Here is a 22,231-nt window from a genome sequence, read left to right as displayed (position 1 = left end):
CCAGCATGGCTTACGACGCCGTCACCCCCGTCCACGCCCCGTTGCGGCTCGATGACCCCGACGCGCATCCCTGGCAGGCCGCCTGCGATGCCGTGGTGGTCGGCCTCGGCGCCGCCGGCGCCTGCGCCGCGCTGGAAGCCGCGCATGGCGGCGCGCGCGTGATCGTCGCGGAACGCTTCGAAGGCGGCGGCGCCAGCACCAGGAGCGGCGGCGTGGTCTATGCCGGCGGCGGCACGCCTTACCAGCGCGCCGCGGGCTATGACGATACGCCGCAGGCGATGGCCGGCTACCTGCGCCAGGAAACCGAAGGGGTGGTCAGCGACGCCACGCTGCAGGACTTCTGCGAGCACAGCCGCGCGATGCTCGGGTGGCTGGAGGCGCTGGGGGTGCGCTTTGCCGCCACCGTGCCGCCGCGCAAGACCTCGTATCCGGCGCAGCCCTATTACCTGTACTACTCCGGCAATGAAGCGGTGCCCGCCTACGCGCGGCATGCCGCGCCCGCCCCGCGCGGCCACCGCGTCAAGGGTCCCGGCATGTCCGGCCGCACGCTGTATGGCGTGCTGCGCCGTGCGGTGGAAGACCACCGGCAGATCACGGTCATGCGCCATAGCGCGGCGCGGCGGCTGATCCTGGACCGCGACGGCGCGGTGGTCGGCGTCGAACTTTGGCAGCTGCCGCCGGGCCGTCTCCAGAAGCGCCATGCGCGCCTGGCACGGCTGGCCGAGCGCCTGCACAACGCCATGCCGGCGCTGGCCGACCGTCTGCGCGCGCTGGTGCTGCAGCTGGAGCTGCGCCATGCACAGCCGGTCGCAATACGGACCAGCGCGGTGGTGCTGGCCACCGGCGGCTTTATCTTCAACCGCGCCATGGTGGCGCGCCACGCCGGCAAGTACCAGCAGGCCTGGCGGCTGGGGGCGACCGGCTGCGACGGCAGCGGCATCCGCCTCGGCGAATCGGCCGGCGGCGCCACGCGGCACCTGGAGCGCGTGTCGGCGTGGCGCTTCATCAATCCGCCGTTCGCGTGGGCGCGCGGCTGCGTGGTCGACGCGCAGGGCACACGCATCGGCAACGAGGAAACCTATGGCGCCACGCTCGGCCATGCCATCTGCGAGCGGCACGGCGGGCGTGCCTGGCTGGTGCTGAACCGCGCGCTGGCGCGCGAGGCCCTGCGCGAATGCCTGGGCGGCCGGCTATGGGCGTTCCAGGCCTTGCCCGCGGCGCTGCTGATGCTGGCCGGCGCGCGCCGCGCCGCCAGCATCGAGGCGCTCGCCGGCAAGCTGGGCATGCCAGGCGCCGCGCTGCGGGCGACCCTCGACGCGTATAACGCCGCGGCGCGTGGCGAAACGCCCGATCCGGCCGGCAAGTCGGCGGCCATGTGCGCGTCGCTCGAGACCGGGCCGTGGCTGGCCATCGACATCTCGGCCGATAGCCGGCTCTTTCCGTGTCCGGCGATCACGCTGGGCGGGCTAGCGGTGGAGGAATCCAGCGGCCGGGTGCTGGCCGCCGCGGGCGGCGCGCCCATACCCGGCCTCTATGCGGTGGGCCGCACCGCCGTCGGCATCGCCTCCAATCACTACGTAAGCGGCCTGTCGCTTGCCGACTGCATCTGGTCGGGACGCAACGCGGGCCGCCATCTCGCACAACAGCCTGCCGGCCGCTCCATCGGCGCACAGCAGGCCCATACCAACCAGGAGACTACCCATGAGCCAACGTACTGAAGGAAAGATCGCCATCGTCACCGGGGCCGCCAGCGGCGTCGGCAAGGAAGACGCCTTGCTGCTGGCGCGCGAAGGCGCGCGCGTGGTGCTGACCGACGTGAACGAGGAAGCGGGCCACGCGCTGGCGCGCGAGATCGGCGAGACCGCGCTGTTCGTGCCGCACGACATCGCCAGCGAAGCCGGCTGGCAACAGGTGATGGCGCGCACCGAGCAGCGCTTCGGCGCGCCCAGCGTGCTGGTCAACAACGCCGCCATCCTGATGCTGGGCACGGTCGAGGAGGCCACGCTGGAGCAGTGGCAGCGCGTGATGCGCATCAACGCCGACGGCTACTTCCTGGGCTGCAAGTACGGGGTCGCGGCGATGAAGGCGGGCGGCGGCAGCATTGTCAATATGTCGTCGGTGGCGGCGCTGGGCGGCATGGGCGCGTTCTGCGCCTACAGCGCCAGCAAGGGCGCGGTCGCGGCGCTGACGCGCGCCGTGGCGGGCCATTGCAAGCAGAGCGGCTACCGCATCCGCTGCAACTCGATCCATCCGGACGGCATCCTGACGCCGATGACCGCGGCCTTCCTGCCGGGCGGCGCCACCGCGCTGCCGGAGGAGGTCGGCGGCGCCGAGCCGATGCAGCGCATGTGCCATCCGCGCGACGTGGCCAACCTGGTGCTGTTTCTGGCATCGGACGAGTCGCGCTTCATCAATGGCGCGGAACTGCGCATCGACAACGCCCAGACCATCATGGGCGTGGCCTGAGCGCGCGCCGGGAAGCAACGACGAAACAAGGACATCATGGCGCCAGTGCAATTCCATCGGCTGCAGATTGCCGAAGTGGTCGCGGAGACGGACCAGGCGCATTCACTGGTATTCGCGTTGCCGGATGGGCTGCGCGAGACCTTCGCCTACCGCCCGGGCCAGTTCCTGACGCTGCGCGTGCCGGTCGACGGCGTGCCGCTGCAGCGTTGCTATTCGCTGTCCAGCACGCCGGGCGTGGACGGCGCGCTGCGCGTGACCGTCAAGCGCGTGCAGAGCGGGCGCGTCTCGAACTGGATCTGCGACCATCTCGGCGCCGGCGACACGATCGAGGCAATGCCACCCGCCGGCGTGTTCACGCCGCCCGCGCTGCAGGGCGATTTCCTGCTGCTGGCCGGCGGCAGCGGCATCACGCCGGTGCTGTCGATCGCCAAGGCGGCGCTGCGGCACGGGCGCGGCGCGGTCACGCTGGTGTATGCCAACCGCGACGAGCATTCCATCATCTTCCGCGAGGCGCTGGCGGAACTGGCGCGCAGCCATCCCGGCCGCCTGCGCGTGATCCACTGGCTCGACAGCGTGCAGGGCCCGCCCACGCAGCGCCAGATCGAGGAACTGGTGCGGCCGTGGAGCATGGCGCAGTGCTTTGTGTGCGGGCCCGGGCCCTTCATGGACGGCGCCCAGGCCGCGCTGCAGGCGCTGGGCGTGCCGCGTGCGCAGTTGCACGTGGAGCGCTTCGTATCGCTGCCCAATGCGCCGGCGGCAGCGGCCGCGGCCACCGTGGTACCCGATGCCGGCCGCGCCGCCCCCGCGATGCGCGGCGCCGCGCTCACCGTGCAGCTGGATGGCGCCACCCATCAGGTCAGCGTGAGCCCCGACGAAACCGTGCTCGACGCGCTGCAGCGCGCCGGCGTGGCCGCGCCCAGTTCCTGCCGCGCCGGCCTGTGCGGCGCCTGCATGTGCCAGGTGACGCAGGGCGATGTGACGCTCGGCGAAAACCATGTGCTCGACCGCGCCGACCTGGATGCGGGCTGGACCCTGGCCTGCCAGGCGCGCCCGGCCAGCAGCGAGATCCACCTGAAGTTCCCGGATTGACATGACTCCATCTGACACCCTCGACGCCATTGTGGCACCGGCCGGCATCGAAGCCGCGGCCAACGACAGCATTGCCGAGACCATTCCCGCGCTGCTGCGGCGCGCGGCCAGCCGCCACGGCGAGCGCATCGCCATCCAGGAAGACGGGCTGCGCCTGAGCTACGCCGCGCTCGACGACAGCCGGATCCAGGCGGCGCGCGGGCTGATGGCGCTCGGCGTGCAGCCCGGCGACCGCGTCGCCCTGTGGGCGCCCAACTTCTCCGAGTGGATTATCGCGGCGCTGGCCACGCACAGCGTGGGCGCGGCGCTGGTGCCGCTCAATACGCGCATGAAAGGGGCCGAAGCCGGCGCGGTGCTGGCCGACAGCGGCGCGCGGCTGCTGTTCTGCGTCGACGGCTTCCTTGGCGAAAGCTATCCGCAGATGCTGGCGCCGCATCGGCCCGCCACGCTGGAGCGGCTGGTGATCCTGCGGCCGGGGCAGGGACGGACCGCCGGCGCCGACGAGCTGGCATGGGACGATTTCCTCGCGCAGGCGCCGCGCACCGACATGGCGGCGTTTGCCGCGCGCGAGGCCGGCGTGGGCGGCGACACGCCGATGGACATCATGTTCACCTCCGGCACCACCGGCCGGCCCAAGGGCGTGATGACGGCGCATGCGCAGAACCTGCGCGCCATCGACAGCTGGGCCGCCATCACCGGCGTGCGGGCGGGGGACCGCTACCTGATCGTCAATCCGTTCTTCCATACGTTCGGCTACAAGGCCGGATGGCTGGCGGCGCTGTCGCGCGGCGCCACGGTGCTGCCCCACCTGGTGTTCGACGCCGAGGCTGTGATGACGCGCGTGGAGAACGAAGGCATCACGGTGCTGCCCGGCCCGCCCACGCTGTACCAGACCCTGCTGAACGCGCCGCGCCTGCGCGAGTTCGACCTGTCTTCGCTGCGCGTGGCGGTGACCGGCGCCTCCGCGATCGCGCCGGCGCTGATCCAGCGCATGCGCGACGAACTCGGCTTCGATACCATCATCACCGGCTACGGCCTGACCGAGTCGTGCGGCTTCGCCACGCTGACGCGCGCCGGCGACGACGCCGATACCGTTGCCGGCACTTCCGGCCGCGCGATGCCGGGCATCGAGATCCGCTGCATCGACGCCCAGGGGCAGCCGGTGCCCACCGGCGAGCCGGGCGAAGTGCTGGTGCGCGGCTACAACGTGATGCAGGGCTATTTCGGCCTGCCCGAAGCGACGGCCGAAGCCATCGACGGCGACGGCTGGCTGCATACCGGCGACGTGGGCACCCTGGACGCGCGCGGCTACCTGCGCATCACCGACCGCATGAAGGACATGTTTATCGTCGGCGGCTTCAACTGCTATCCGGCCGAGGTGGAGAAGCTGCTGGTGGCGCATCCGGCAGTGGCCCAGGTGGCGGTGGTGGGCATGCCGCACGACCGCCTTGGCGAGGTCGGCCGCGCCTACGTGGTGCTGCGCCACGGCGCGCGCGTCGACGCCGAAACGCTGATCGCCTGGGCGCGCCGGCATATGGCCAACTACAAGGTGCCGCGCGAGGTGCTGTTCGTGAGCTCGTTGCCGGTCAGTGCGGCGGGCAAGGTGCTCAAGTACCAGTTGCGGGCATCGTGATGGGGGAACACGACATGACGGACATGAAGTCGCTTGCCGAACGGCTGGACCGGCTCGAGGCCGCCGATGCGATCCGGGCGCTCAAGCTGCGCTACCTGCGCGCCTGCGACGACAAGGACCCCGAGGCCATGCGGGCGTGCTTTGTTGCCGACGGGGCGCATATCCACTATGACCGGATCGGGACGTTCGCGGGCCGCGATGCGCTGGTGCAGTGCTTTGCCGAACTGGCCTGCCGGCCTACGCTGCGGGAGATGCATTTCGCGGGGCAGGGGGATATCCGTGTGCTGGATGACAATCTGGCGCAGGGCAGCTGGGATCTGGCCTACCTGGCGCTGGATGATGCCAGTGGTTCGCGTACGTTCTTGACCGGGCGCTATGCGGATGAGTATGTGCGGGCTGATGGGGAGTGGATGATCCGGTCGACGGTGTTTACGACGGGGTTGTTGTCACAGGGACGGTAGGAGGCCGCGCTTGTTTGCTCCCCTCTCCCGCTTGCGGGAGAGGGGCCGGGGGAGAGGGCAGGCGTATGGCAAGAACGGTATGGGTTCACTTAGTTGAAGCTCTTGCACTCTCCCCCTCCCCTCTCCCGCAGGCGGGAGAGGGGAGCGTATGCGAGGGGTGGTGGCAAGCGCCGATGGGCCCGCAGATCCAACCCTATTCCACGATCGCCGGATGCACCGCCGGCGGGCCGCCCAGCGCCTCCCGGTACGACGGCGGCTGCACGCCTTCCGCGTCGACGATGCCATAGGCCAGCGCCGCTTCCGCGCCGATCAGCACCTGCCCGGACTTCTCCATCAGCACCGGATCCCGGTATAGCGCGTCGATGATGCGCCCCGTGAACTCCGGCGTCTCCGCCACCGGCGCGAATGCCGCGTACTTGTCCGGATGCTCCTCCCATACCCGCAGCGTGCGCGCGGTGCGCAGCGGGCCCATCCACAGCGACACCGCGGCCACGCCGTACGGCCGCAGGTCCACCGCCATGTCGTGCGCGAACTTGTCGATGCCGGCCTTTTGCGCGCCGTAGGCCGGCCCATGCATATAGCAGTTGGCGCCGAAGGACGAGGTGAACACGATCAGCCCGCGTCCCTGCGCCGCCATCACCGGCGCGGCGTGCCAGCTGGCGACATAGCCGGAACGCAGCCCCACGTCGAGGATGCCGGCCATCTCCAGCGGCTTCTGCCAGAACGGCCCCGGCTGGATCAGCTGGTCATGCAGGAAGGTGGCGTTGTTGACCAGGATGTCCAGCCGTCCCGTCTCTTCGTGCACGCGGCGGAATAGCGCCGCGACCTGGCCGTCGTCGCCATGGTCGCAGGCGACCGCGATGCCGCGCCCGCCGAGCGCATCGATCTCGCGCGCGGTGGCGTGGATGGTGCCGGGAAGCGGCGCGCTGCCTTCCTGTTCCGTGCGCCCGGTCACGTACACCGTGGCGCCAGCTGCGCCGAGCGCCAGCGCGATGCCCTTGCCGGCCCCGCGCGAGCCGCCCGTGACGACCGCGACGATGGCCTGTTCCGCGTGCTTCATGTCTGTCTCCTGTCTGGTGATATGCGGACGCCGCAGTGGCTGCCCGCGCTACGGAAGCTTGGGGCGGGCATGGCCCCGGAACATCCTTCGTTCGGACTAAGCGGCGCCACGGCCGGCTACCCCAGGCGGACGATGGCCACCGCTGCGGCAAGGCCGACGATATTCGCCATCCCAACCACCGGCAGGGTGCCGCACCGGCGCCGCCGGTCACAACCAAGGAGTGAGCCTGGCCATGTCCGAACTGGAGCACAAGCAAGCCATTCACGCGCTGACCTGCCGCTACGCGCAGGCAGTGGACCGGCGCGATTTCCCTAGCCTGGCGGAACTGTTCAGCCCGGATGCATGGCTGAGCGGGCCGGGCTTCCGCCTGGACGGCGCGCAAGCCATCGTTGATGGCATGGCTGCGCTCGGCCAGTACCGCGCGACGCAGCACCACCTGCACCAGCAAACGGTGGTGCTCGCTGGCGATGCCGCGACCGCGGAAACCTATTGCGTGGCCAACCACCTGTATGAACAGGACGGGGTGCAGCGCAAGCTGGACTGGGGCATCCGTTACCAGGACCGCCTTGAGCGCTGGCAGGGCCGGTGGCGCTTTGCAGCGCGCGAGCTGGTGGTCGACTGGACGCAGGACCTGCCGCTGCGGGGGGCGTGACCATGACCCGCGTACTCGAAGGCAAGACGGCGCTTGTTACCGGCGGGGCGGGTGGCATCGGCGCGGCCAGCGCGCTGGCGCTGCTGCGCGATGGCGCGGCGGTAGTCCTGATGGGGCGGCGGCGCGAAGCGCTGGAAGCGGCACGGCACAGCTTGCGCGAGCAAGTGGCCGGCGCCACGGTTGAAATCAGCGTCGGCGACGCATGCCGCGAGGATGACGTGCAGGCCGCGCTGCAGCAGGCGTGGGCGCTGGGGCGCCGTCTCGACATGGTCGTGGCGACAGTCGGCGGCGGCGGCTTTCGTCCGCTGCTGATGCACGATGCCGCGTCGCTGATGGCGGAACTGGAGCTGAACATCGCCAGCGCCTTCCTGGCGATCCGCCACGCCTCGCCGTTGATGGCGCCGCACGGTGGCGCGATCGTTTGCATCTCGTCGAACGCGGCGCGCATGACCTGCCGCTGGCTCTCGGCCTACTGCGCGGCCAAGGCTGGCCTGGATGCACTGGTGCGCGCGGCCGCGGAGGAACTGGCCGGATGCGGCATCCGCGTCAATGCGGTGCGGCCGGGACTGACCCGCACCGGGGCGAGCGGGCCGCTGTTCGACAACCCGGCCGTGCTCGGCAAGTTCGTCGCGCAGATGCCGTTGGGCCGCGCCGGCGAGCCGGACGACATCGCCAGCGCGGTGCGCTACCTGGCCGGGCCGGAATCGGGCTGGGTCACCGGCCAGAGCCTTGCCGTCGATGGCGGCAGCGAGCTGCGCGGCAATCCCCTGCTCGATGAGGCCGTGGCGGGCGTGTATGGCGACGCGGCGCTGCGCGCGGTGCTGGCCGGCAGCATTCCCGACGCCACCTGAAACGAGCCATCCAAGGAGAGAGGCAATGCATCAAGTCAAGGGCAAGGTCGCGCTGGTTACCGGCGCGGCCAGCGGGGTAGGGCGCGCCGACGCGCTGCTGCTGGCGGCCGAGGGCGCACGCGTGGTGCTCGGCGATGTGAACGAAGAGGCCGGGCAGGCACTGGCCCGCGAGATCGGCGATGCGGCACGGTTTGTACGTCACGACATCGCCAGTGAAGACGACTGGCGCAAAGTCATGGCCGCCGCGCAGGACCGCTTCGGCCGGCTCGACGTGCTGGTCAACAATGCGGCCATTTGCCCGCTGGGTTCGATCGAGGACACCTCGCTCGACACCTGGCGCCAGGTCATGCGCGTCAATGCCGATGGCTATTTCCTCGGTTGCAGGTTCGGCGTGCAGGCCATGAAGGACAACCCGGCCGGCGGCTCGATCGTGGTGATGTCGTCAGTGGCGGCGCTGGGCGGGCTGCCGATGATGTGCGCGTACAGTGGCGCGAAAGGGGCCGTGACCGCGCTGACGCGCAGCGTGGCCGTGCATTGCAAGCGCAACGGCTACCGCATCCGCTGCAATTCGATCCACCCCGACGGCATCTGGACGCCGATGACGCAGGCGCTGGTGCCTGACCTGGATGCGGCGGCGCTGGGTATCGGCACGGATCCGATGGCACGCATGTGCCAGCCGGAGGATGTGGCCAAGCTGGTGCTGTTCCTGGCTTCGGACGCCTCGCGCTTCATCAATGGCGCGGAGCTGCGAATCGATAACGCACAGCTGATCTCGGGGCTGTAGGCCCGGCCACGGCGGCCTGCACGCGCGGGCCGCCGTGCCGACCTTTAGCGGTACTGCGCGACGATCTCGCTGACCGTGCGCAGGATGTCGCGGCGGCGATAGCCGAGCAGGGCGGTTTCGGCCGCGTCCGGCTCGTAGTAGAGCGTGTTGCCCCGGCCAAAGCAGATCGCCGAGTCCGGCAGCAGCGGATGCTCCTGGTCGATGACCGGTGGAACCGGGCGGCCGGCATCGCGGAAGAATGCGCCGAAGTAGTCCTGGAAGGTCAGGTTCTCGTCGCCGACGAGATAAGCCTTGCCGTTCTCGCCCCGCAGCAGGGCACCTTCGATTGCTTCCGACAGCGACCTGGCCGAGATGAAATTGACACCGCCCGGCGGGGCGAACTCCGGCATCGGCGCAAAGCCGCCCTTGGCATAGTCGGTATAGGCCTTGAACATGGGCACGGTCAGGCCCGGCACCGTGCCGACGACGAACGGGGCATTGACGCTGCTGACGCGGAAGGCATCCGTGGCCAGGGCCCGCACGCCTTCGTCGGCCAGCTTGCGCGAGCGGATATAGGCGTTGTCCTCGGCCAGGCGCGGCGCCGCCTGCGGGTAGAAGCTGCCGACATGCACCGCGGTCCGGATGCCGGCATCGCGCGCCGTGCGGAAGAAGCGCGGCACGCCTTCGACGTTGGCGCGCTCCCAGTGCGCCGCTTCGTCGCCGCCGGGCGGGACGTGGCGCACATCGTTGCCGGCGGCGAACACCAGCGCGTCGAAGGCACCTAGCCGCGCCGCGGGCAGGTCATTGGCGATGTAATCGCAGCGCAGGAAGTCCAGCTCGCCCAGCGGCGTGCCGGCGGCGGGGCGGTTGCGTCCCGCGATGGTGACATCGTTGCCGCGGCGGCGCAGGTGCAGGGCCGCGTGGCCCCCGATCATGCCGGTGCCGCCGACGATCAGTATCTTCATCCTTGTCTCCTTGCTGGGTGGGGTGGCCGCGGAGTGCGGCCATCAGAGGTTCATACCGTTACCGGCGATGACTGGCATGTTGGTCCACGCCCCGTTGGGGTCGCGGTACCAGCCGGCGGCGGCCAGGGCGCCGCCGTTGACATGCAGGGCCGTGCCGGTGATCCAGGCAGCGCGTGGGCTGGCCAGGAACAGGATGCCGTCGGCAATGTCCTGAGGCGTGCCGAAGCGGCCCAGCGGGATCCAGCGCGGGATATGGTGCCGGTGTTCGGCCGCGACCATCTGCGACACGGGAACCTGCGGGGTTTCGGTAGTCTCGGGGGCGATCAGGTTGACGCGGATGCCCGCCGGCGCCAGTTCCAGCGCCAGGCTCTGCGTGAAACCGGTGATGGCAGCCTTGAAGGCGCCGTAGACGCTGCAGTACGGAATGCCGCGGAAGGCCTCGATCGACGAGACGCTGACGATGTTGCCCGCGCCGCTGCGCCGCAGCAGCGGCAGCATGGCGCGCGTGACGGTGAAGATGTGGCCGAGATTGGCTGCGTAGAGGCTGGCGATCTCGCCGTCGGTGTAGTCCTCGAACGGCTTGGCGATGCGAAGGAAATCGCCGACGTTGTTGACCAAGATGTCGAGCCGTCCGAACCGCTGTTCGATCTGCGCGCCGAGTTCGCGCACAGTGGCCGGGTCGGCAGCGTCACCCTGTAACACCAGCACCTCGGCGCCGGGCTTTGCCAGCAGTGCGCGGGCATGGTCGGCGCGTTGCGCATCGATCTCCATGACCGCCACGCATGCACCCTGTTCCAGAAAGGCCTGCGCGGTGGCGAGCCCGATCCCGGCGCCGCCGCCGGTGACCAGCACGCACTTGTCGGTGAAATTCATCTCGCTTGTTCTCCTTGGGTTGCACTGCGGGAATGCAGTCATTGGAAAGGCCCGGCGCGGGCCCGACATCGTCCGATTGCAGGTCAGGGAAAACACCGAGGGCCGCGCATCGGCGGACAGCGTCCCTATAATTGCGCTGCCCCAGGTGCCGCAGAGCGCCGGCAGGCATGCACAGTGGTGTGCAACCAGGAGACAGAGAATGTGGATGGCGACCGTTGAGGCGCGGGAAGTGGCGTCGCCCTTGCCTGTGCCAACAGGCCTGAGCGTCACGGAATTCAGCGCGCTGCTGGCCGCGGTCTATGAAGGACCGATGGAGCCCGTGCCGTGGGGCCACGCCCTCGAGATGCTGCGCCAGCAACTCGGTGCCAGCTATGTGAGCTTCATCCTGCGTTCGCCTGCCAGCGACCGCAGCGGCCTGGCCGTGCATGCTTCGGCGCACGGCACCTCGCTGGAGGCCGAGGCTTCCTACAACAGCTACTACTACGCGATCGATCCCTTCATCAATCTGCCCACCGAGCGGGCGGTGACGGTCGACGAGGCGCTGGGTGCCGGCAACTGGTGCCGCAGCGAGATCTTCCGCCAGTTCCTGCAGCCGCTCGGCATCCGCTACCTGCTCGGTGCGGACATCCGTACCGAGGATGGTGTCGAGTGCCGCCTGCGCATTTGCCGGCAGCACGACACGCAGGACTTCTCCGCAGCGGACAAGACCACCTGCGCCGCCATCCTGCCTCACCTGAAGCGCGCGATCCGGCTGCATTCCCGCCTCGATGTGGTGGAATCGGAGCGCTCGCTCTACGCGGGCGCGATCGACCGCATGCTGGTGGGCATGGTGATCCTCGACGCCGCCGGCGCGGTTCTGAAGAGGAATGCCGAGGCCGAGGAAATCCTTGCGCAGAACGACGGCATCCGCCTCAACGGGAATACCTTCGAGATTGCCTACGCCCACGAAAGCCGCAAGTTCCAGTACCTGCTGCGGCGCGCGCAACTGGGACACCACGGCAGCGAGCCGGCGCTGGCGGAGGCCATGTCGATCACGCGCCCGTCGGGGCGCGGCAAGCTCGGCGTGCTGATTCGCACCATTCCGCTCAGCGAATGGTCGGAAGAAAACCGCCATCGGCCCGCCTGCGCGGTCTTTATCCGCGATCCCGAGCGCAAGTCGCGCGCCTCGTACGAGGTGGTGCGCAAACTGTTCGACCTCACTCCCGCCGAAACCGCCCTGGCGCTGGTGCTTGCCGACGGCATGACGCTCGACGAAGCCGCCGAGGCCCTGGGCACCAGCAAGAACACGGTGCGCGCCCACCTGCGCGCGATCTTCTCCAAGACCGGCGTGACGCGGCAGGCGACGCTGGTGCGCATGCTGCTGAGCAGCGTGGTGACGCTCGGCTGAGCGCCAACGCGGCACAACATCCCTCTAGTCCGATCGGAGGATGAGCACCGCCATCGTCTCGCCTAGCATGCACAGGACCAGCGGGCGCGGCAAACAGATGGCACGTCAGGCGGATACGGCAATGCATGCGGTCCGCGCCCGTTCCTGTTCCGCGCACGCTTCAACCCGTCCGGCTACGGCCGGCACCTGTATCAGGGAGCGTGGAGCATGGAGAAAGTCATTTATATCGTCTGGCGCGATCCGCGGACCGAGCCGGCGGAATTCGCGCACCGGCTGCGCACGGCACTCGCGGACAAGCTGCTGGCACTGGGCGCACGCGGACTGCAGGTCAACGTGGCCGATGACGCCGTACTGCCTGCCGCGGGCCTGCGCCAGGCCAACACCCGCCCGCAGATGGAAGGGCTGGTCTCGGTCTGGATGGACAGCGCGGTCGACCGCCTGCGCCAGCCGTACGACCAGGCGCTCGAGGCAGCGGCCGGCCGCATGGCCGGCTACCTCGTGACCGAGTCCCAGCCGATCCGCAATACGCGCTTCCCGGCCGCGGCGGGCGAGCGCACGCCCGGCTTTGCGCAGCTGGCGTTCCTGACGCGGCCGCCCCGCCTCACGCCGCAGGCGTGGCTGGACATCTGGCACAACCACCACACTCAGGTGGCGGTCGAGACCCAGGACAACTTCCTCTATGTGCAGAATGTGGTGGTGCGACCGCTAACCTACGCTGCGCCACCTTGCGACGCCATCGTCGAGGAGTGCTTTCCCGACGCGGCCATGACCGACCCGCAGGCGTTCTTCGACGCGGTCGGCAACGAAGAGAAATTCCAGCGCAACCTCCAGGCCATGATGGCGAGCTGCCAGCGTTTCATCGACTTCGACAAGATCGACGTGGTCCCCACCAGCCAGTACATCGTCCGCCCCGTCGGCGCCTGAATCCGGACCTGGATCGGCTAGTCCCACTGGACGATGTGCCGGATAGCCGCGCGCGGAAGAATAGGTCTCATCAGCCAGCAGTGGCAACGAACCTGAGGAGACCCGCATGTTGGATATCCGTGCGCTTGGCTATATCGTGGTCGAGTCCACCGACCTGGGGCAATGGCGTCACTATGCGGAGCAGGTGCTCGGCATGACCTGCGCCGGCGCCCCCGGCGGTGCGCTCTACGTGAAGATGGATGAACGCGACTACCGCTACCTGGTGGTGCCGGGTGCGCGCGACCGCTACCTGGCATCCGGTTGGGAGCTGGCCGACGAGGCCGCCTATCGCCATGCGCTCGAGACGCTGCGCCAGGCCCAGGTCGAAGTCGTGCAGGCCAGCCCCGCGGAACTCGCGCAGCGCCGCGTGCAGGCGATGGCCTGGTTTGCCGATCCGTCCGGCAACCGCCACGAGGTCTCGTGGGGCATGCGTTCCGATTTCCTGCGCTTCGTCTCGCCGGTCGGCGTGCCGCGCTTCATCACCGACCCGATGGGCGCCGGCCATACCGTACTGCCGGCGCCGGTCTTCGACCAGACCTATGCGTTCCTGCGCGACGTGATGGGCTTCGGCCTGTCGGACATCTACCGCGTGCGCTTCACCAGCGATCCCAACGAGCCGGAAAAGCGCATCCACTTCCTGCATTGCGCCAATGCGCGCCACCACAGCCTGGCGATCTTCGAGATGCCGTCCGAAGCCGGCTGCATCCACGTGATGGCCGAGGTGCCCGACATGGCTGAGGTGGGCCGCGCGCTGGACCGCGTGCAGCAGCACGGCGTGAAGCTGTCGGCCACGCTGGGGCAGCACTGCAATGACCGCATGACTTCCTTCTACATGAAGACCCCCGGCGGCTTCGACCTCGAGTTCGGGCACGGCGGGCTGGAGGTGGACTGGAGCCGCCACGCCGCCTACGAGGCCACGCGGGTCAGCCTGTGGGGCCATGACTTCAGCATCGGATACCGCTAAGCGCGGCACAGACCTATGAACAAGACCATCGACAAGACCATGAGCGCGGCCGACGTGGTCGGCCAGCTCGCCGACGGCATGACCATCGGCATCGGCGGCTGGGGCCCGCGCCGCAAGCCCATGGCGCTGGTGCGCGAGATCCTGCGCTCGCCGCTGAAAGACCTGACCGTGGTGGCCTATGGCGGCCCCGAGGTGGGCATGCTGTGCGCGGCCGGCAAGGTGAGCCGGCTGGTGTTCGGCTTTGTCTCGCTCGACGTGATCCCGCTCGAGCCGTACTTCCGCCAGGCGCGCGAGCGCGGCCTGCTGGAGGTGACCGAGCTGGACGAAGGCATGCTGCAGCTGGGGCTGCGCGCGGCCGCCGCGCGCCTGCCGTTCCTGCCGACGCGCGCCGCGCTGGGCACCGACGTGCTCGACCGCAACCCGCACCTGAAGACCGTCCGGTCGCCGTACGACGATGGCGAGGTGCTGCTGGCGATGCCGGCGATTCCGCTGGATGCGGCGCTGCTGCACGTGAACCAAAGCGATGTGCTGGGCAACACCCGCATCGACGGCCCCGATCCGTTCTTCGATGAGTGGTTCGCGCGCGCCGCGCAGCGCTGCTATGTCAGCTGCGAAACGCTGCACCCGCGCCTCGAAGACACCGAGCTGGCGCGCGCCCGCAACAACCCGTTCGAGCGCGCGTTGGTGACCGGCGTGGTGCACGCGCCGGCGGGCGCCCATCCCACTTCGTGCGCGCCGGCCTATGGCTGGGACCTGCCGGCGCTGAAGTCGTACTGCGCCAGCGCCGACGCGGACGACGGCTTCCGCGCCTACCGCGACGAGGTGGTGGGCGACAGCGAGGCGCATTACCTGGCGTGCATCGGCGGCCCTGGCCACGTACACGACCTGCCGCTGCCCGTACTTTGATCCCAAGGAGCGACCGTGAGCGCCACTTATGAATTTACCCGCGCCGAGCTGATGATCGCCGTCGCCGCCCGCGCCTGGCGCGACGACGGCGAGGTGCTGGCCACTGGCATCGGCACCGGCCCGCGCATCGCAGCGGGCCTCGCGCGGCTCGCGCACAACCCCGGCCTGCTGCTGACCGACGGCGAGGCCTATCTGGTGGAAACGCCGGTGCCGCTGGGCCCGCGCGAACCGGATTACCAGGTGCGCGCAAGCGGCTGGATGGGTTATGCGCGCGTGTTCGACTGCCTGTGGGGCGGGCGCCGCCATGCGCTGGTGATGCCGACGCAGATCGACCGCTTCGGCCAGGCCAATATCTCCTGCCTGGGCGGCACGCATGCGCAGCCGAAAACCCAGCTGCTCGGCGCGCGCGGCTTCCCGGGCAACAGCATCCACCACGCCAATTCCTTCTTCGTGCCGGGGCATAGCCCGCGCGCCTTTGTGGCCGGCGAAGTCGACATGGTCTGCAGCGTCGGCTACAACCCGGCGCGCCAGATCGAAGGCATGCGCAGCTTCGTCGACCTGCGCGTGATCGTCACCGACCTGTGCGTGATGGATTTCGGCGGAGCTGACCATGCCATCCGCGTGCGCTCGCTGCACCCGGGCGTCAGCCTGGAGCAGGTGCAGGCCGCCACCGGCTTTGCGCTGGCCAACCCGCCCGGCGAAGCGCTGCCGGAGACGGCGGCACCGACGCCGGAAGAACTGCGGCTGATCGCGCAGCTCGACCCGCACAACCTGCGCGCCGCGATCGTGCGCGGCAATCCTTCCGGACGCGCCTGAGAGACTGCCATGACATCGACCGCCATCGAACCCATCAGCCTCGGCCCGAACGCCGAGGTGCTCTACCAGGTCGCCGACGGCATCGCCACGGTGACGATGAACCGGCCGCAGTTCCACAACGCGCAGAACTCGAAGATGACGTATGCGCTGGACGAGGCCTACCGGCGCGCCGCCGCCGACGACGCGGTCAAGGTGATCGTGCTGCGCGGCGCGGGCAAGCATTTCTCGGCCGGGCACGACATCGGCACGCCGGGGCGCGACATCAACGAGTCGTTCGAGCGCGCCTCGCTCTGGTATGACCACGTCAACAAGCCCGGCGGCGAGTTCCTCTATGCGCGCGAGCAGGAGGTCTACCTGGGCATGTGCCGGCGCTGGCGCGAGCTGCCCAAGCCCACCATCGCCATGGTGCACGGCGCCTGCATCGCCGGCGGGCTGATGCTGGCCTGGGTGTGCGACCTGATCGTGGCGTCCGACGATGCCTTCTTTGCCGATCCGGTGGTGCGCATGGGCATCCCGGGCGTGGAGTACTTCGCGCATGCGTACGAGCTGCACCCGCGCATCGCCAAGGAATTCCTGTTTCTTGGCGAGCGCATGGGCGCGGAGCGCGCCGAGCGCATGGGCATGGTCAACCGCGTGGTGCCGCGCGACGCGCTCGAGGACACGGTCTACGGCATGGCCGTCAAGGTCGCGCAGATGCCGCGCCTGGGCCTGACGCTGACCAAGCAGGCGGTCAACCACGTCGAAGACCTGCAGGGCAAGCGCAGCGCGATGGATGCGGTCTTTGCCTGGCACCACTTTGCCCACGCCCACAACGAACTGGTCAGCGGCGACAAGCTGGGCGGCTACGACGCGCGCGCGATGGCGGCGTCGCAGCGCACCGGCGGGGAGGAGAAGGCATGAACCCCGGCATGAACGTCGCCAGCCTGCACACCGTGCTGTGCGACCTGCTCGGCTGCCGCTATCCGATCGTGCAGACGGCAATGGGATGGGTGGCCGACGCGAAGCTCGTCGCCGCCAGCGGCAACGCGGGTGCCTTCGGCTTCCTGGCCGGCGCCACGATCCCGCCGGGCGAGGTCGAGCGCGAAATCCTGCGCGTCAAGGCGCTCAGCGACCGGCCCTTCGGCATCAACTTCCATATGTTCCAGCCCAACGCGCACGAGGTCATCGAGATGGCGATCCGCCACCGGCTGCGCGCGGTCAGCTACGGGCGCGGCCCGGACGCGAAGATGGTCGGCCGGCTCAAGGCGGCAGGCATCGTCTGCATGCCTACGGTGGGCGCCGCCAGGCACGCGGCCAAGGCCGTGGAGATGGGGGCCGACGTGGTCACGGTGCAGGGCGGCGAGGGCGGCGGCCATACCGGCGGCACGCCGACCACGCTGCTGCTGCCGCAAGTGCTGGACAGCGTCAGCGTGCCGGTGGTGGCGGCGGGCGGCTTCTTCGACGGCCGCGGGCTGGCCGCGGCGCTGGCCTATGGCGCCGCCGGCGTGGCCATGGGCACGCGCTTCCTGATGTCGGCCGAGTCACCGGTGCCGGCGCAGACGCTGGAGCGCTACGTCAAGGTACGCGACCCGGGCCAGATCCGCGTCTCGCTGGCGATCGACGGGCTGCCGCAGCGGATGATCGACAACGACCTGCTGGTCGGGCTGGAAAAGGCCGGCCCGCTGCGCCGTACCTGGCTGGCGCTGGCCGCCGCGCGCAAATGGCAGGCCCGCACCGGCATGCGCAGCACGCAGCTGCTGGCGACCGCCTGGCGCGCGATGCGGGAGCAGGACTACAGCGCCGCGCAAACGCTGATGGCCGCCAACGCGCCGGTGCTGATCCAGCGCGCGATGGTGGAGGGGTGCCCGGATGAGGGCGTGCTGCCCAGCGGGCAGGCGGCCGCGGCGATCGGCGCGATCGAGTCGTGCGAGCAGATCGTGGCGGGGATGGTCGGGCAGGCACAGGCGCGGCTTGCGACGCTGGCACATCAATAACCACCGTCATTCCCGCGCTGGCGGGGAATCCAGCGTCTTTTGAAGTCACTGGGTTCCCGCCTGCGCGGGAACGACAACCGTAGGTACATAGAGACAAAGGCCATGAGTGCAGACCATGTAGAAAGCGCGGCTCCCTTCCGCATCGACACCGCCGACGGCATCGCCGAACTGGTGATCGACCACCCGCCCGTCAACGCGCTCGACAACGCCGGCTGGCACGCGCTGGCCGCGGCCATCGACCGCCTCGGCACCGATCCCGCCGTGCGCGTGATCGTGCTGCGCGGCGAAGGCCGCGGCTTCTGCGCCGGCGTCGACATCAAGGAACTGGCCGCGCACCCGGAGCGCATCGTCGGCGTCAATGCCGGCAACTACGCCACCTTCCGCGCCGTGCACCGCAATCCCAAGCCGGTCATCGTCACGGTGCACGGCTTCGTGCTGGGCGGCGGCATCGGCATCTGCGGCGCGGCCGACATCATCGTCGCCTCGGAATGCGCGCGCTTTGGCGTGCCCGAGATCGACCGCGGCGCCATGGGCGGCGGCGCGCACCTGCAGCGCATGTTCGGCGTGCAGAAGGTCCGGGCCATGTATTTCACGGGCGAGATGATCGACGCCGCCGAAGCCTATCGCCTGGGCGCGGTCGAGCGCGTGGTGCCGCGCGCTGAACTGCGCGACGCCGCCATGGCGCTGGCGCGCCAGATCGCGGCCAAGAGCCCGGCCATGCTGCAGCTGGCCAAGGAAGCGCTCAACGGCGTGGAAGACGGCAACCTGGAAGACAAGTACCGCTGGGAGCAGGGCTTCACGCTGCAGGCGTACATGAGCGCCGATTCCGGCGAGGCGCGCGCCGCCTTTGTCGAAGGCCGCGAGGCTTCTTTCGCAGCGGGAGCGGGCGATGCAGCTTGAATACACCGACGCCCAGCACGCCTTCCGCGCCGAGGTGCGCGACTGGATGGCCGCGCACGTGCCGCGCACGCCGCTGGGAAGCTTCGACACCGAAGCCGGCTTTGCCCAGCACCGCGCCTGGGAAGCCACGCTCAACCAGGGCCGCTGGAGCATGGTCACGTGGCCGGCCGCACTGGGCGGGCGCGGCTGCGACCTGATCGAGTGGCTGATCTTCGAGGAAGAGTACTGGCGTGCCGGCGCGCCGATGCGCGTCAACCAGAATGGCATCTTCCTGCTGGGCCCCACGCTGATGGAATTCGGCACCGAGGCGCAGAAGGCGCGCTTCCTGCCGCGCATGGCCGCCGGCGATCATATCTGGGCGCAGGGCTGGTCCGAGCCCAACGCCGGCTCCGACATGGCCGCGATCCGCTGCAGCGCGATCCGCGACGGCGATGACTATGTGATCAACGGCCAGAAGATCTGGTCGACGCGCGCGGTGTGGGCGGACTGGCTGTTCGGCCTGTTCCGCACCGATCCGGCGTCGACGCGCCATCACGGGCTGACCTTCGTGCTGGTGCCGCTCGATACGCCGGGCATCACCGTGCGGCCGATCCGCCAGCTCAACGGCCAGACCGGCTTTGCCGAGATCTTCTTCGACGACGTGCGCGTGCCGGTGGAGAACCGGCTGGCGGCCGAGGGCGCCGGCTGGCAGGTGGCGATGGCCACCGCCGGCTTCGAGCGCGGCCTGATGCTGCGTTCGCCCGCCCGGTTCCAGGAAACCGCGCGCGCGCTGGTGCGGCTGTATCAGGCCAACCGCGAGGCCGCGGACCGCGATCCGTCGCTGCGCGAAGCGGTGCTGCGCGCATGGATGGATGCCGAGGCCTACACGCTGTCGACCTACGCCACCGCGAGCCGGCTGGTAAAGGGCGGCCACATCGGCGCGGAGTCCAGCACCAACAAGGTGTTCTGGTCCGAGCTGGACATCCATATGCACGACACCGCGCTGGCCATCCTTGGGCAGGCCGCCGAGGTTGCGCCCGCGGACCAGCCGCCGGGTTCCCTCGGCCACTGGCTGGATGGCTTCCTGTTCGCGCAGGCCGGGCCGATCTATGCCGGCACCAACGAGATCCAGCGCAACATCGTCGCCGAGCGCCTGCTCGGCATGCCGCGCGCATGACGGCACCCGGGGAATAGACATGGATTTCGCATTGACCGAAGAGCAGGAACAGTTTGCCGAGGCGATCCGGCGCTTCCTGATGACCGAGATGACGCCGGAACTGACGCGCGAGCTGTGGGCGACCGAGACCGGCCGCTCCGACGCGCTGTGGCGGCAACTGGCCGACCAGGGCATGACCGCCGTGATGGTGCCGGCGGAGCAGGGCGGGCTGGGGCTGGGCGAGCTTGAATGGGCCCCGCTGGCGCAGGCATGCGGCTATTTCGCGTTGCCCGAGCCGCTGCTCGACACCGCGCTGGTGGCCGCCGGGCTGCTGCGCGATGTCCTTGCCGCCGCGCCCGACGCGGCAACCCGCGAGCGCTGCGCCACGCTGCTCGAACGCATCGCCGCCGGCGATGCCCGCGTGGCGGTGGCGCATCCGCAGCAGCGGCTCGTTGCCGACGCCCATGTCGCCGACGCCATCCTGTGCGCGCATCAAGGCGCCGTGCACCTGCTGCGGCCGGAGCAGGCCACGCTGACCGCGCGCACCGGCCTGGATCCGTCGCGCCGGCTGTTCGAGCTGGCGTGGACGCCCGCGGCGCACACCGAGTTGATCGCTGCCGGCACTGGCTTGTGGGACATGGCGATGAACCGCAGCGCGCTCGGCGTGGCCGCGCAGCAGCTGGGCCTGACGCAACGCATGCTGGACCTGGCGATCGACTACAGCGCGCAGCGCAAGCAGTTCGGCAAGGCCATCGGCGCCTACCAGGCGGTCAAGCACCTGCTGGCCGACGTGGCGATCCAGCTGGAGTTTGCCAAGCCGGTGCTGCTGCGTGCCGCCGCCGCGCTGGCGCATGGCCTGCCGCATGCGGGGCTGCACGTCTCGCATGCCCGCGTCGCCGCCGCGCGCTGCGCGTGGAGCGCGGCGCGGCAGGCGATCCAGGTGCATGGCGCGATGGGCTACACCTGGGAGCTGGACCTGCAGATCTTCACCAAGCGCGCCTGGGCCCTGGCCGGAAGCTGGGGCGACCGCGCCTTCCACAAGGCGCGCCTGGGCGCGCACATCCTGGACGGCGAGCACGCGATCGGCGCCGGCGCCACCTTTGCCTGAAGGACCCGATCCCAAGGAGACCAATGACCATGAAACACGCCTATATCGTTGATGCCCTGCGCACACCCACCGGGCGCCGCAAGGGCGGACTGTCGCACGTCCACGGGGCCGACCTGGGCGGCTTCGTGCTGGCCGAGCTGGTGCGCCGCAACGGCATCCCGGCCGAGGACTATGACGACGTGGTGTTTGGCTGCGTCGACACCATCGGCCCGCTGGCCGGCAATATCGCGCGCAGCGCCTGGCTGGCGGCCGGGCTGCCGCTAACGGTGCCGGGCGTGACGGTGGACCGCCAGTGCGGCTCGTCGCAGCAGGCCGTGCATTTCGCCGCGCAGGCGGTGATGAGTGGCACGCAGGACGTGGTGATTGCCGGCGGCGTGCAGACCATGACGCAGATCCCAATCTCGTCGGCGATGCTGGCCGGGCAGGCGCTGGGCTTTGCCGACCCGTTCTCGGGCAGCAAGGGCTGGCAGGCGCGCTTCGGCGCTGCGCCGGTGTCGCAGTTCCACGCCGCGCAGCGCATTGCCGAGCACTGGAAGCTGTCGCGCGAGGCCATGGAGGCCTATGCGCTGGAGAGCCACCAGCGTGCGGCGGCCGCAAGAGAGGACGGGCGCTTCGCGCGCGAGATCGTCGCTTGCGAAGGCGTGCAGCATGACGAGACCCCGCGCCCGGATACCACATTGGCCAAGATGGCTTCGCTGGAGCCACTGATGCCGGGCAGCTCGCTGACCGCGGCCGTGTCCAGCCAGACCGCCGATGCCGCCGCCGCGCTGCTGATCGTTTCGGAGGACGCGCTCAAGCGCTACGGCCTGACGCCGCGCGCGCGCATCGCCCATATGAGCGTGCTGGGCGACGACCCGCTGTGGATGCTGACCGCCCCGATTCCGGCGACGAAGCGCGCGCTGGAGCGCAGCGGCCTGCGCCTGGCCGATATCGACGTGGTCGAGATCAACGAAGCGTTTGCTTCGGTGGCGATGGCGTGGCTGGCCGAGACCGGCTACGCGCCGGAGCGCACCAACCCCAACGGCGGCGCCATCGCACTGGGCCACCCGCTGGGTGCCACCGGCGCGCGCCTGATGACCACGCTGCTGCACGAACTGGAACGCACCGGCGGCCGCTATGGCCTGCAGACCATGTGCGAGGGCGGCGGGCTGGCCAACGTCACGATTATTGAACGGTTGTAAGTTTGTCGTCCCCGCGCAGGCGGGGACCCAGCGACTTTTAGCGGCTATCAGATGGCCTGAAAGACGCTGGTTTCCCGCCTGCGCG

Annotated in this window: 22 protein-coding genes; 19 read left to right on the top strand and 3 right to left on the bottom strand. The window is 69.8% G+C overall.

From position 1 onward, the window contains the following. Positions 1-5 precede the first annotated feature (5 nt). Genes CBM2588_RS17020 through CBM2588_RS17000 form a run of 5 tightly spaced genes read left to right on the top strand, consistent with a single transcriptional unit; the run spans position 6 to position 5,649 of the window. On the top strand, positions 6-1,718 hold the full coding sequence (locus tag CBM2588_RS17020) for an FAD-binding protein (RefSeq protein WP_115681616.1): 1,713 nt from the start codon (positions 6-8) through the stop codon (positions 1,716-1,718). Then, positions 1,702-2,466 (top strand): SDR family oxidoreductase, encoded by a 765-nt coding sequence (locus CBM2588_RS17015; protein ID WP_115681615.1) that lies wholly within the window; start codon positions 1,702-1,704, stop codon positions 2,464-2,466. Before CBM2588_RS17020 ends, CBM2588_RS17015 begins: the two co-directional genes overlap by 17 nt. 36 nt (positions 2,467-2,502) lie before the next feature. Then, positions 2,503-3,555 carry a ferredoxin--NADP reductase gene (locus CBM2588_RS17010; protein ID WP_115681614.1) on the top strand — a complete coding sequence of 351 codons (1,053 nt, stop codon included), beginning with the start codon at positions 2,503-2,505 and terminating at the stop codon, positions 3,553-3,555. 1 nt (position 3,556) lies between these two features. Then, positions 3,557-5,188: a FadD3 family acyl-CoA ligase gene (locus tag CBM2588_RS17005; RefSeq protein WP_115681613.1), complete on the top strand. Its 1,632-nt coding sequence runs from the start codon at positions 3,557-3,559 to the stop codon at positions 5,186-5,188. Between the two features lie 14 nt (positions 5,189-5,202). Continuing rightward, positions 5,203-5,649: a nuclear transport factor 2 family protein gene (locus CBM2588_RS17000; RefSeq protein ID WP_115683630.1), complete on the top strand. Its 447-nt coding sequence runs from the start codon at positions 5,203-5,205 to the stop codon at positions 5,647-5,649. Positions 5,650-5,842: 193 nt separating this feature from the next. On the opposite strand, the gene CBM2588_RS16995 is transcribed toward CBM2588_RS17000, so the two are convergent. Beyond that, positions 5,843-6,709, bottom strand: a complete 867-nt coding sequence (locus tag CBM2588_RS16995; protein ID WP_115681612.1) for an SDR family NAD(P)-dependent oxidoreductase — start codon at positions 6,707-6,709, stop codon at positions 5,843-5,845. Positions 6,710-6,941: 232 nt separating this feature from the next. Here CBM2588_RS16995 and CBM2588_RS16990 point away from each other — a divergent pair, with 232 nt between their 5' ends. Genes CBM2588_RS16990 through CBM2588_RS16980 form a run of 3 tightly spaced genes read left to right on the top strand, consistent with a single transcriptional unit; the run spans position 6,942 to position 8,996 of the window. Further along, the gene (locus CBM2588_RS16990; protein WP_115681611.1) at positions 6,942-7,361 is read left to right on the top strand and encodes a nuclear transport factor 2 family protein; all 420 of its coding nucleotides are present in this window, start codon (positions 6,942-6,944) and stop codon (positions 7,359-7,361) included. 2 nt (positions 7,362-7,363) lie between these two features. Next, the gene (locus tag CBM2588_RS16985) at positions 7,364-8,212 is read left to right on the top strand and encodes an SDR family NAD(P)-dependent oxidoreductase (RefSeq protein WP_115681610.1); all 849 of its coding nucleotides are present in this window, start codon (positions 7,364-7,366) and stop codon (positions 8,210-8,212) included. Between the two features lie 25 nt (positions 8,213-8,237). After that, a complete protein-coding gene (locus CBM2588_RS16980; protein WP_115681609.1) occupies positions 8,238-8,996 on the top strand; it encodes an SDR family oxidoreductase in 759 nt (252 codons plus the stop codon). Positions 8,997-9,040: 44 nt separating this feature from the next. Here the strand turns inward: CBM2588_RS16980 and CBM2588_RS16975 are convergent, their stop codons facing one another. Further along, positions 9,041-9,940 (bottom strand): NAD-dependent epimerase/dehydratase family protein, encoded by a 900-nt coding sequence (locus tag CBM2588_RS16975; protein ID WP_115681608.1) that lies wholly within the window; start codon positions 9,938-9,940, stop codon positions 9,041-9,043. 42 nt (positions 9,941-9,982) lie between these two features. Beyond that, a complete protein-coding gene (locus CBM2588_RS16970) occupies positions 9,983-10,813 on the bottom strand; it encodes an SDR family NAD(P)-dependent oxidoreductase (RefSeq protein WP_115681607.1) in 831 nt (276 codons plus the stop codon). 199 nt (positions 10,814-11,012) lie between these two features. Between CBM2588_RS16970 and CBM2588_RS16965 the strand changes: the two genes are divergently transcribed. The 11 genes from CBM2588_RS16965 (at position 11,013) to CBM2588_RS16915 (ending at position 22,146) form a co-directional block, all read left to right on the top strand. Continuing rightward, complete coding sequence (locus CBM2588_RS16965) at positions 11,013-12,200, top strand: helix-turn-helix transcriptional regulator (RefSeq protein WP_115681606.1); 1,188 nt, start codon at positions 11,013-11,015, stop codon at positions 12,198-12,200. Positions 12,201-12,407: 207 nt separating this feature from the next. Then, positions 12,408-13,124: an EthD domain-containing protein gene (locus CBM2588_RS16960; protein ID WP_115681605.1), complete on the top strand. Its 717-nt coding sequence runs from the start codon at positions 12,408-12,410 to the stop codon at positions 13,122-13,124. A gap of 106 nt (positions 13,125-13,230) precedes the next feature. Further along, positions 13,231-14,127: a VOC family protein gene (locus tag CBM2588_RS16955; RefSeq protein ID WP_115681604.1), complete on the top strand. Its 897-nt coding sequence runs from the start codon at positions 13,231-13,233 to the stop codon at positions 14,125-14,127. A 15-nt stretch (positions 14,128-14,142) separates the two neighbouring features. Then, a complete protein-coding gene (locus tag CBM2588_RS16950) occupies positions 14,143-15,033 on the top strand; it encodes a CoA transferase subunit A (protein ID WP_115681603.1) in 891 nt (296 codons plus the stop codon). 15 nt (positions 15,034-15,048) lie between these two features. Further along, positions 15,049-15,849: a CoA-transferase subunit beta gene (locus CBM2588_RS16945; RefSeq protein WP_115681602.1), complete on the top strand. Its 801-nt coding sequence runs from the start codon at positions 15,049-15,051 to the stop codon at positions 15,847-15,849. A 9-nt stretch (positions 15,850-15,858) separates the two neighbouring features. Then, positions 15,859-16,749, top strand: a complete 891-nt coding sequence (locus CBM2588_RS16940; protein ID WP_115681601.1) for an enoyl-CoA hydratase — start codon at positions 15,859-15,861, stop codon at positions 16,747-16,749. A gap of 8 nt (positions 16,750-16,757) precedes the next feature. After that, on the top strand, positions 16,758-17,822 hold the full coding sequence (locus CBM2588_RS16935) for an NAD(P)H-dependent flavin oxidoreductase (protein WP_115683629.1): 1,065 nt from the start codon (positions 16,758-16,760) through the stop codon (positions 17,820-17,822). 102 nt (positions 17,823-17,924) lie between these two features. After that, positions 17,925-18,722, top strand: a complete 798-nt coding sequence (locus CBM2588_RS16930; RefSeq protein ID WP_115681600.1) for an enoyl-CoA hydratase family protein — start codon at positions 17,925-17,927, stop codon at positions 18,720-18,722. Beyond that, positions 18,712-19,878 (top strand): acyl-CoA dehydrogenase family protein, encoded by a 1,167-nt coding sequence (locus tag CBM2588_RS16925; RefSeq protein ID WP_115681599.1) that lies wholly within the window; start codon positions 18,712-18,714, stop codon positions 19,876-19,878. The genes CBM2588_RS16930 and CBM2588_RS16925 overlap by 11 nt, the downstream gene beginning before the upstream one ends. Positions 19,879-19,897: 19 nt before the next feature. Continuing rightward, positions 19,898-20,965 carry an acyl-CoA dehydrogenase family protein gene (locus CBM2588_RS16920; protein WP_115681598.1) on the top strand — a complete coding sequence of 356 codons (1,068 nt, stop codon included), beginning with the start codon at positions 19,898-19,900 and terminating at the stop codon, positions 20,963-20,965. Between the two features lie 29 nt (positions 20,966-20,994). Beyond that, positions 20,995-22,146, top strand: coding sequence for an acetyl-CoA C-acetyltransferase (locus CBM2588_RS16915; protein ID WP_115683628.1), 1,152 nt, complete (start codon positions 20,995-20,997; stop codon positions 22,144-22,146). Positions 22,147-22,231 lie beyond the last annotated feature (85 nt).

The organism is Cupriavidus taiwanensis (assembly GCF_900250075.1).
Classification (GTDB): domain Bacteria; phylum Pseudomonadota; class Gammaproteobacteria; order Burkholderiales; family Burkholderiaceae; genus Cupriavidus; species Cupriavidus taiwanensis_C.
The sequence above is the reverse complement of the archived record's forward strand: the minus strand, read 5'-3'. Positions and strand labels throughout refer to the sequence as shown.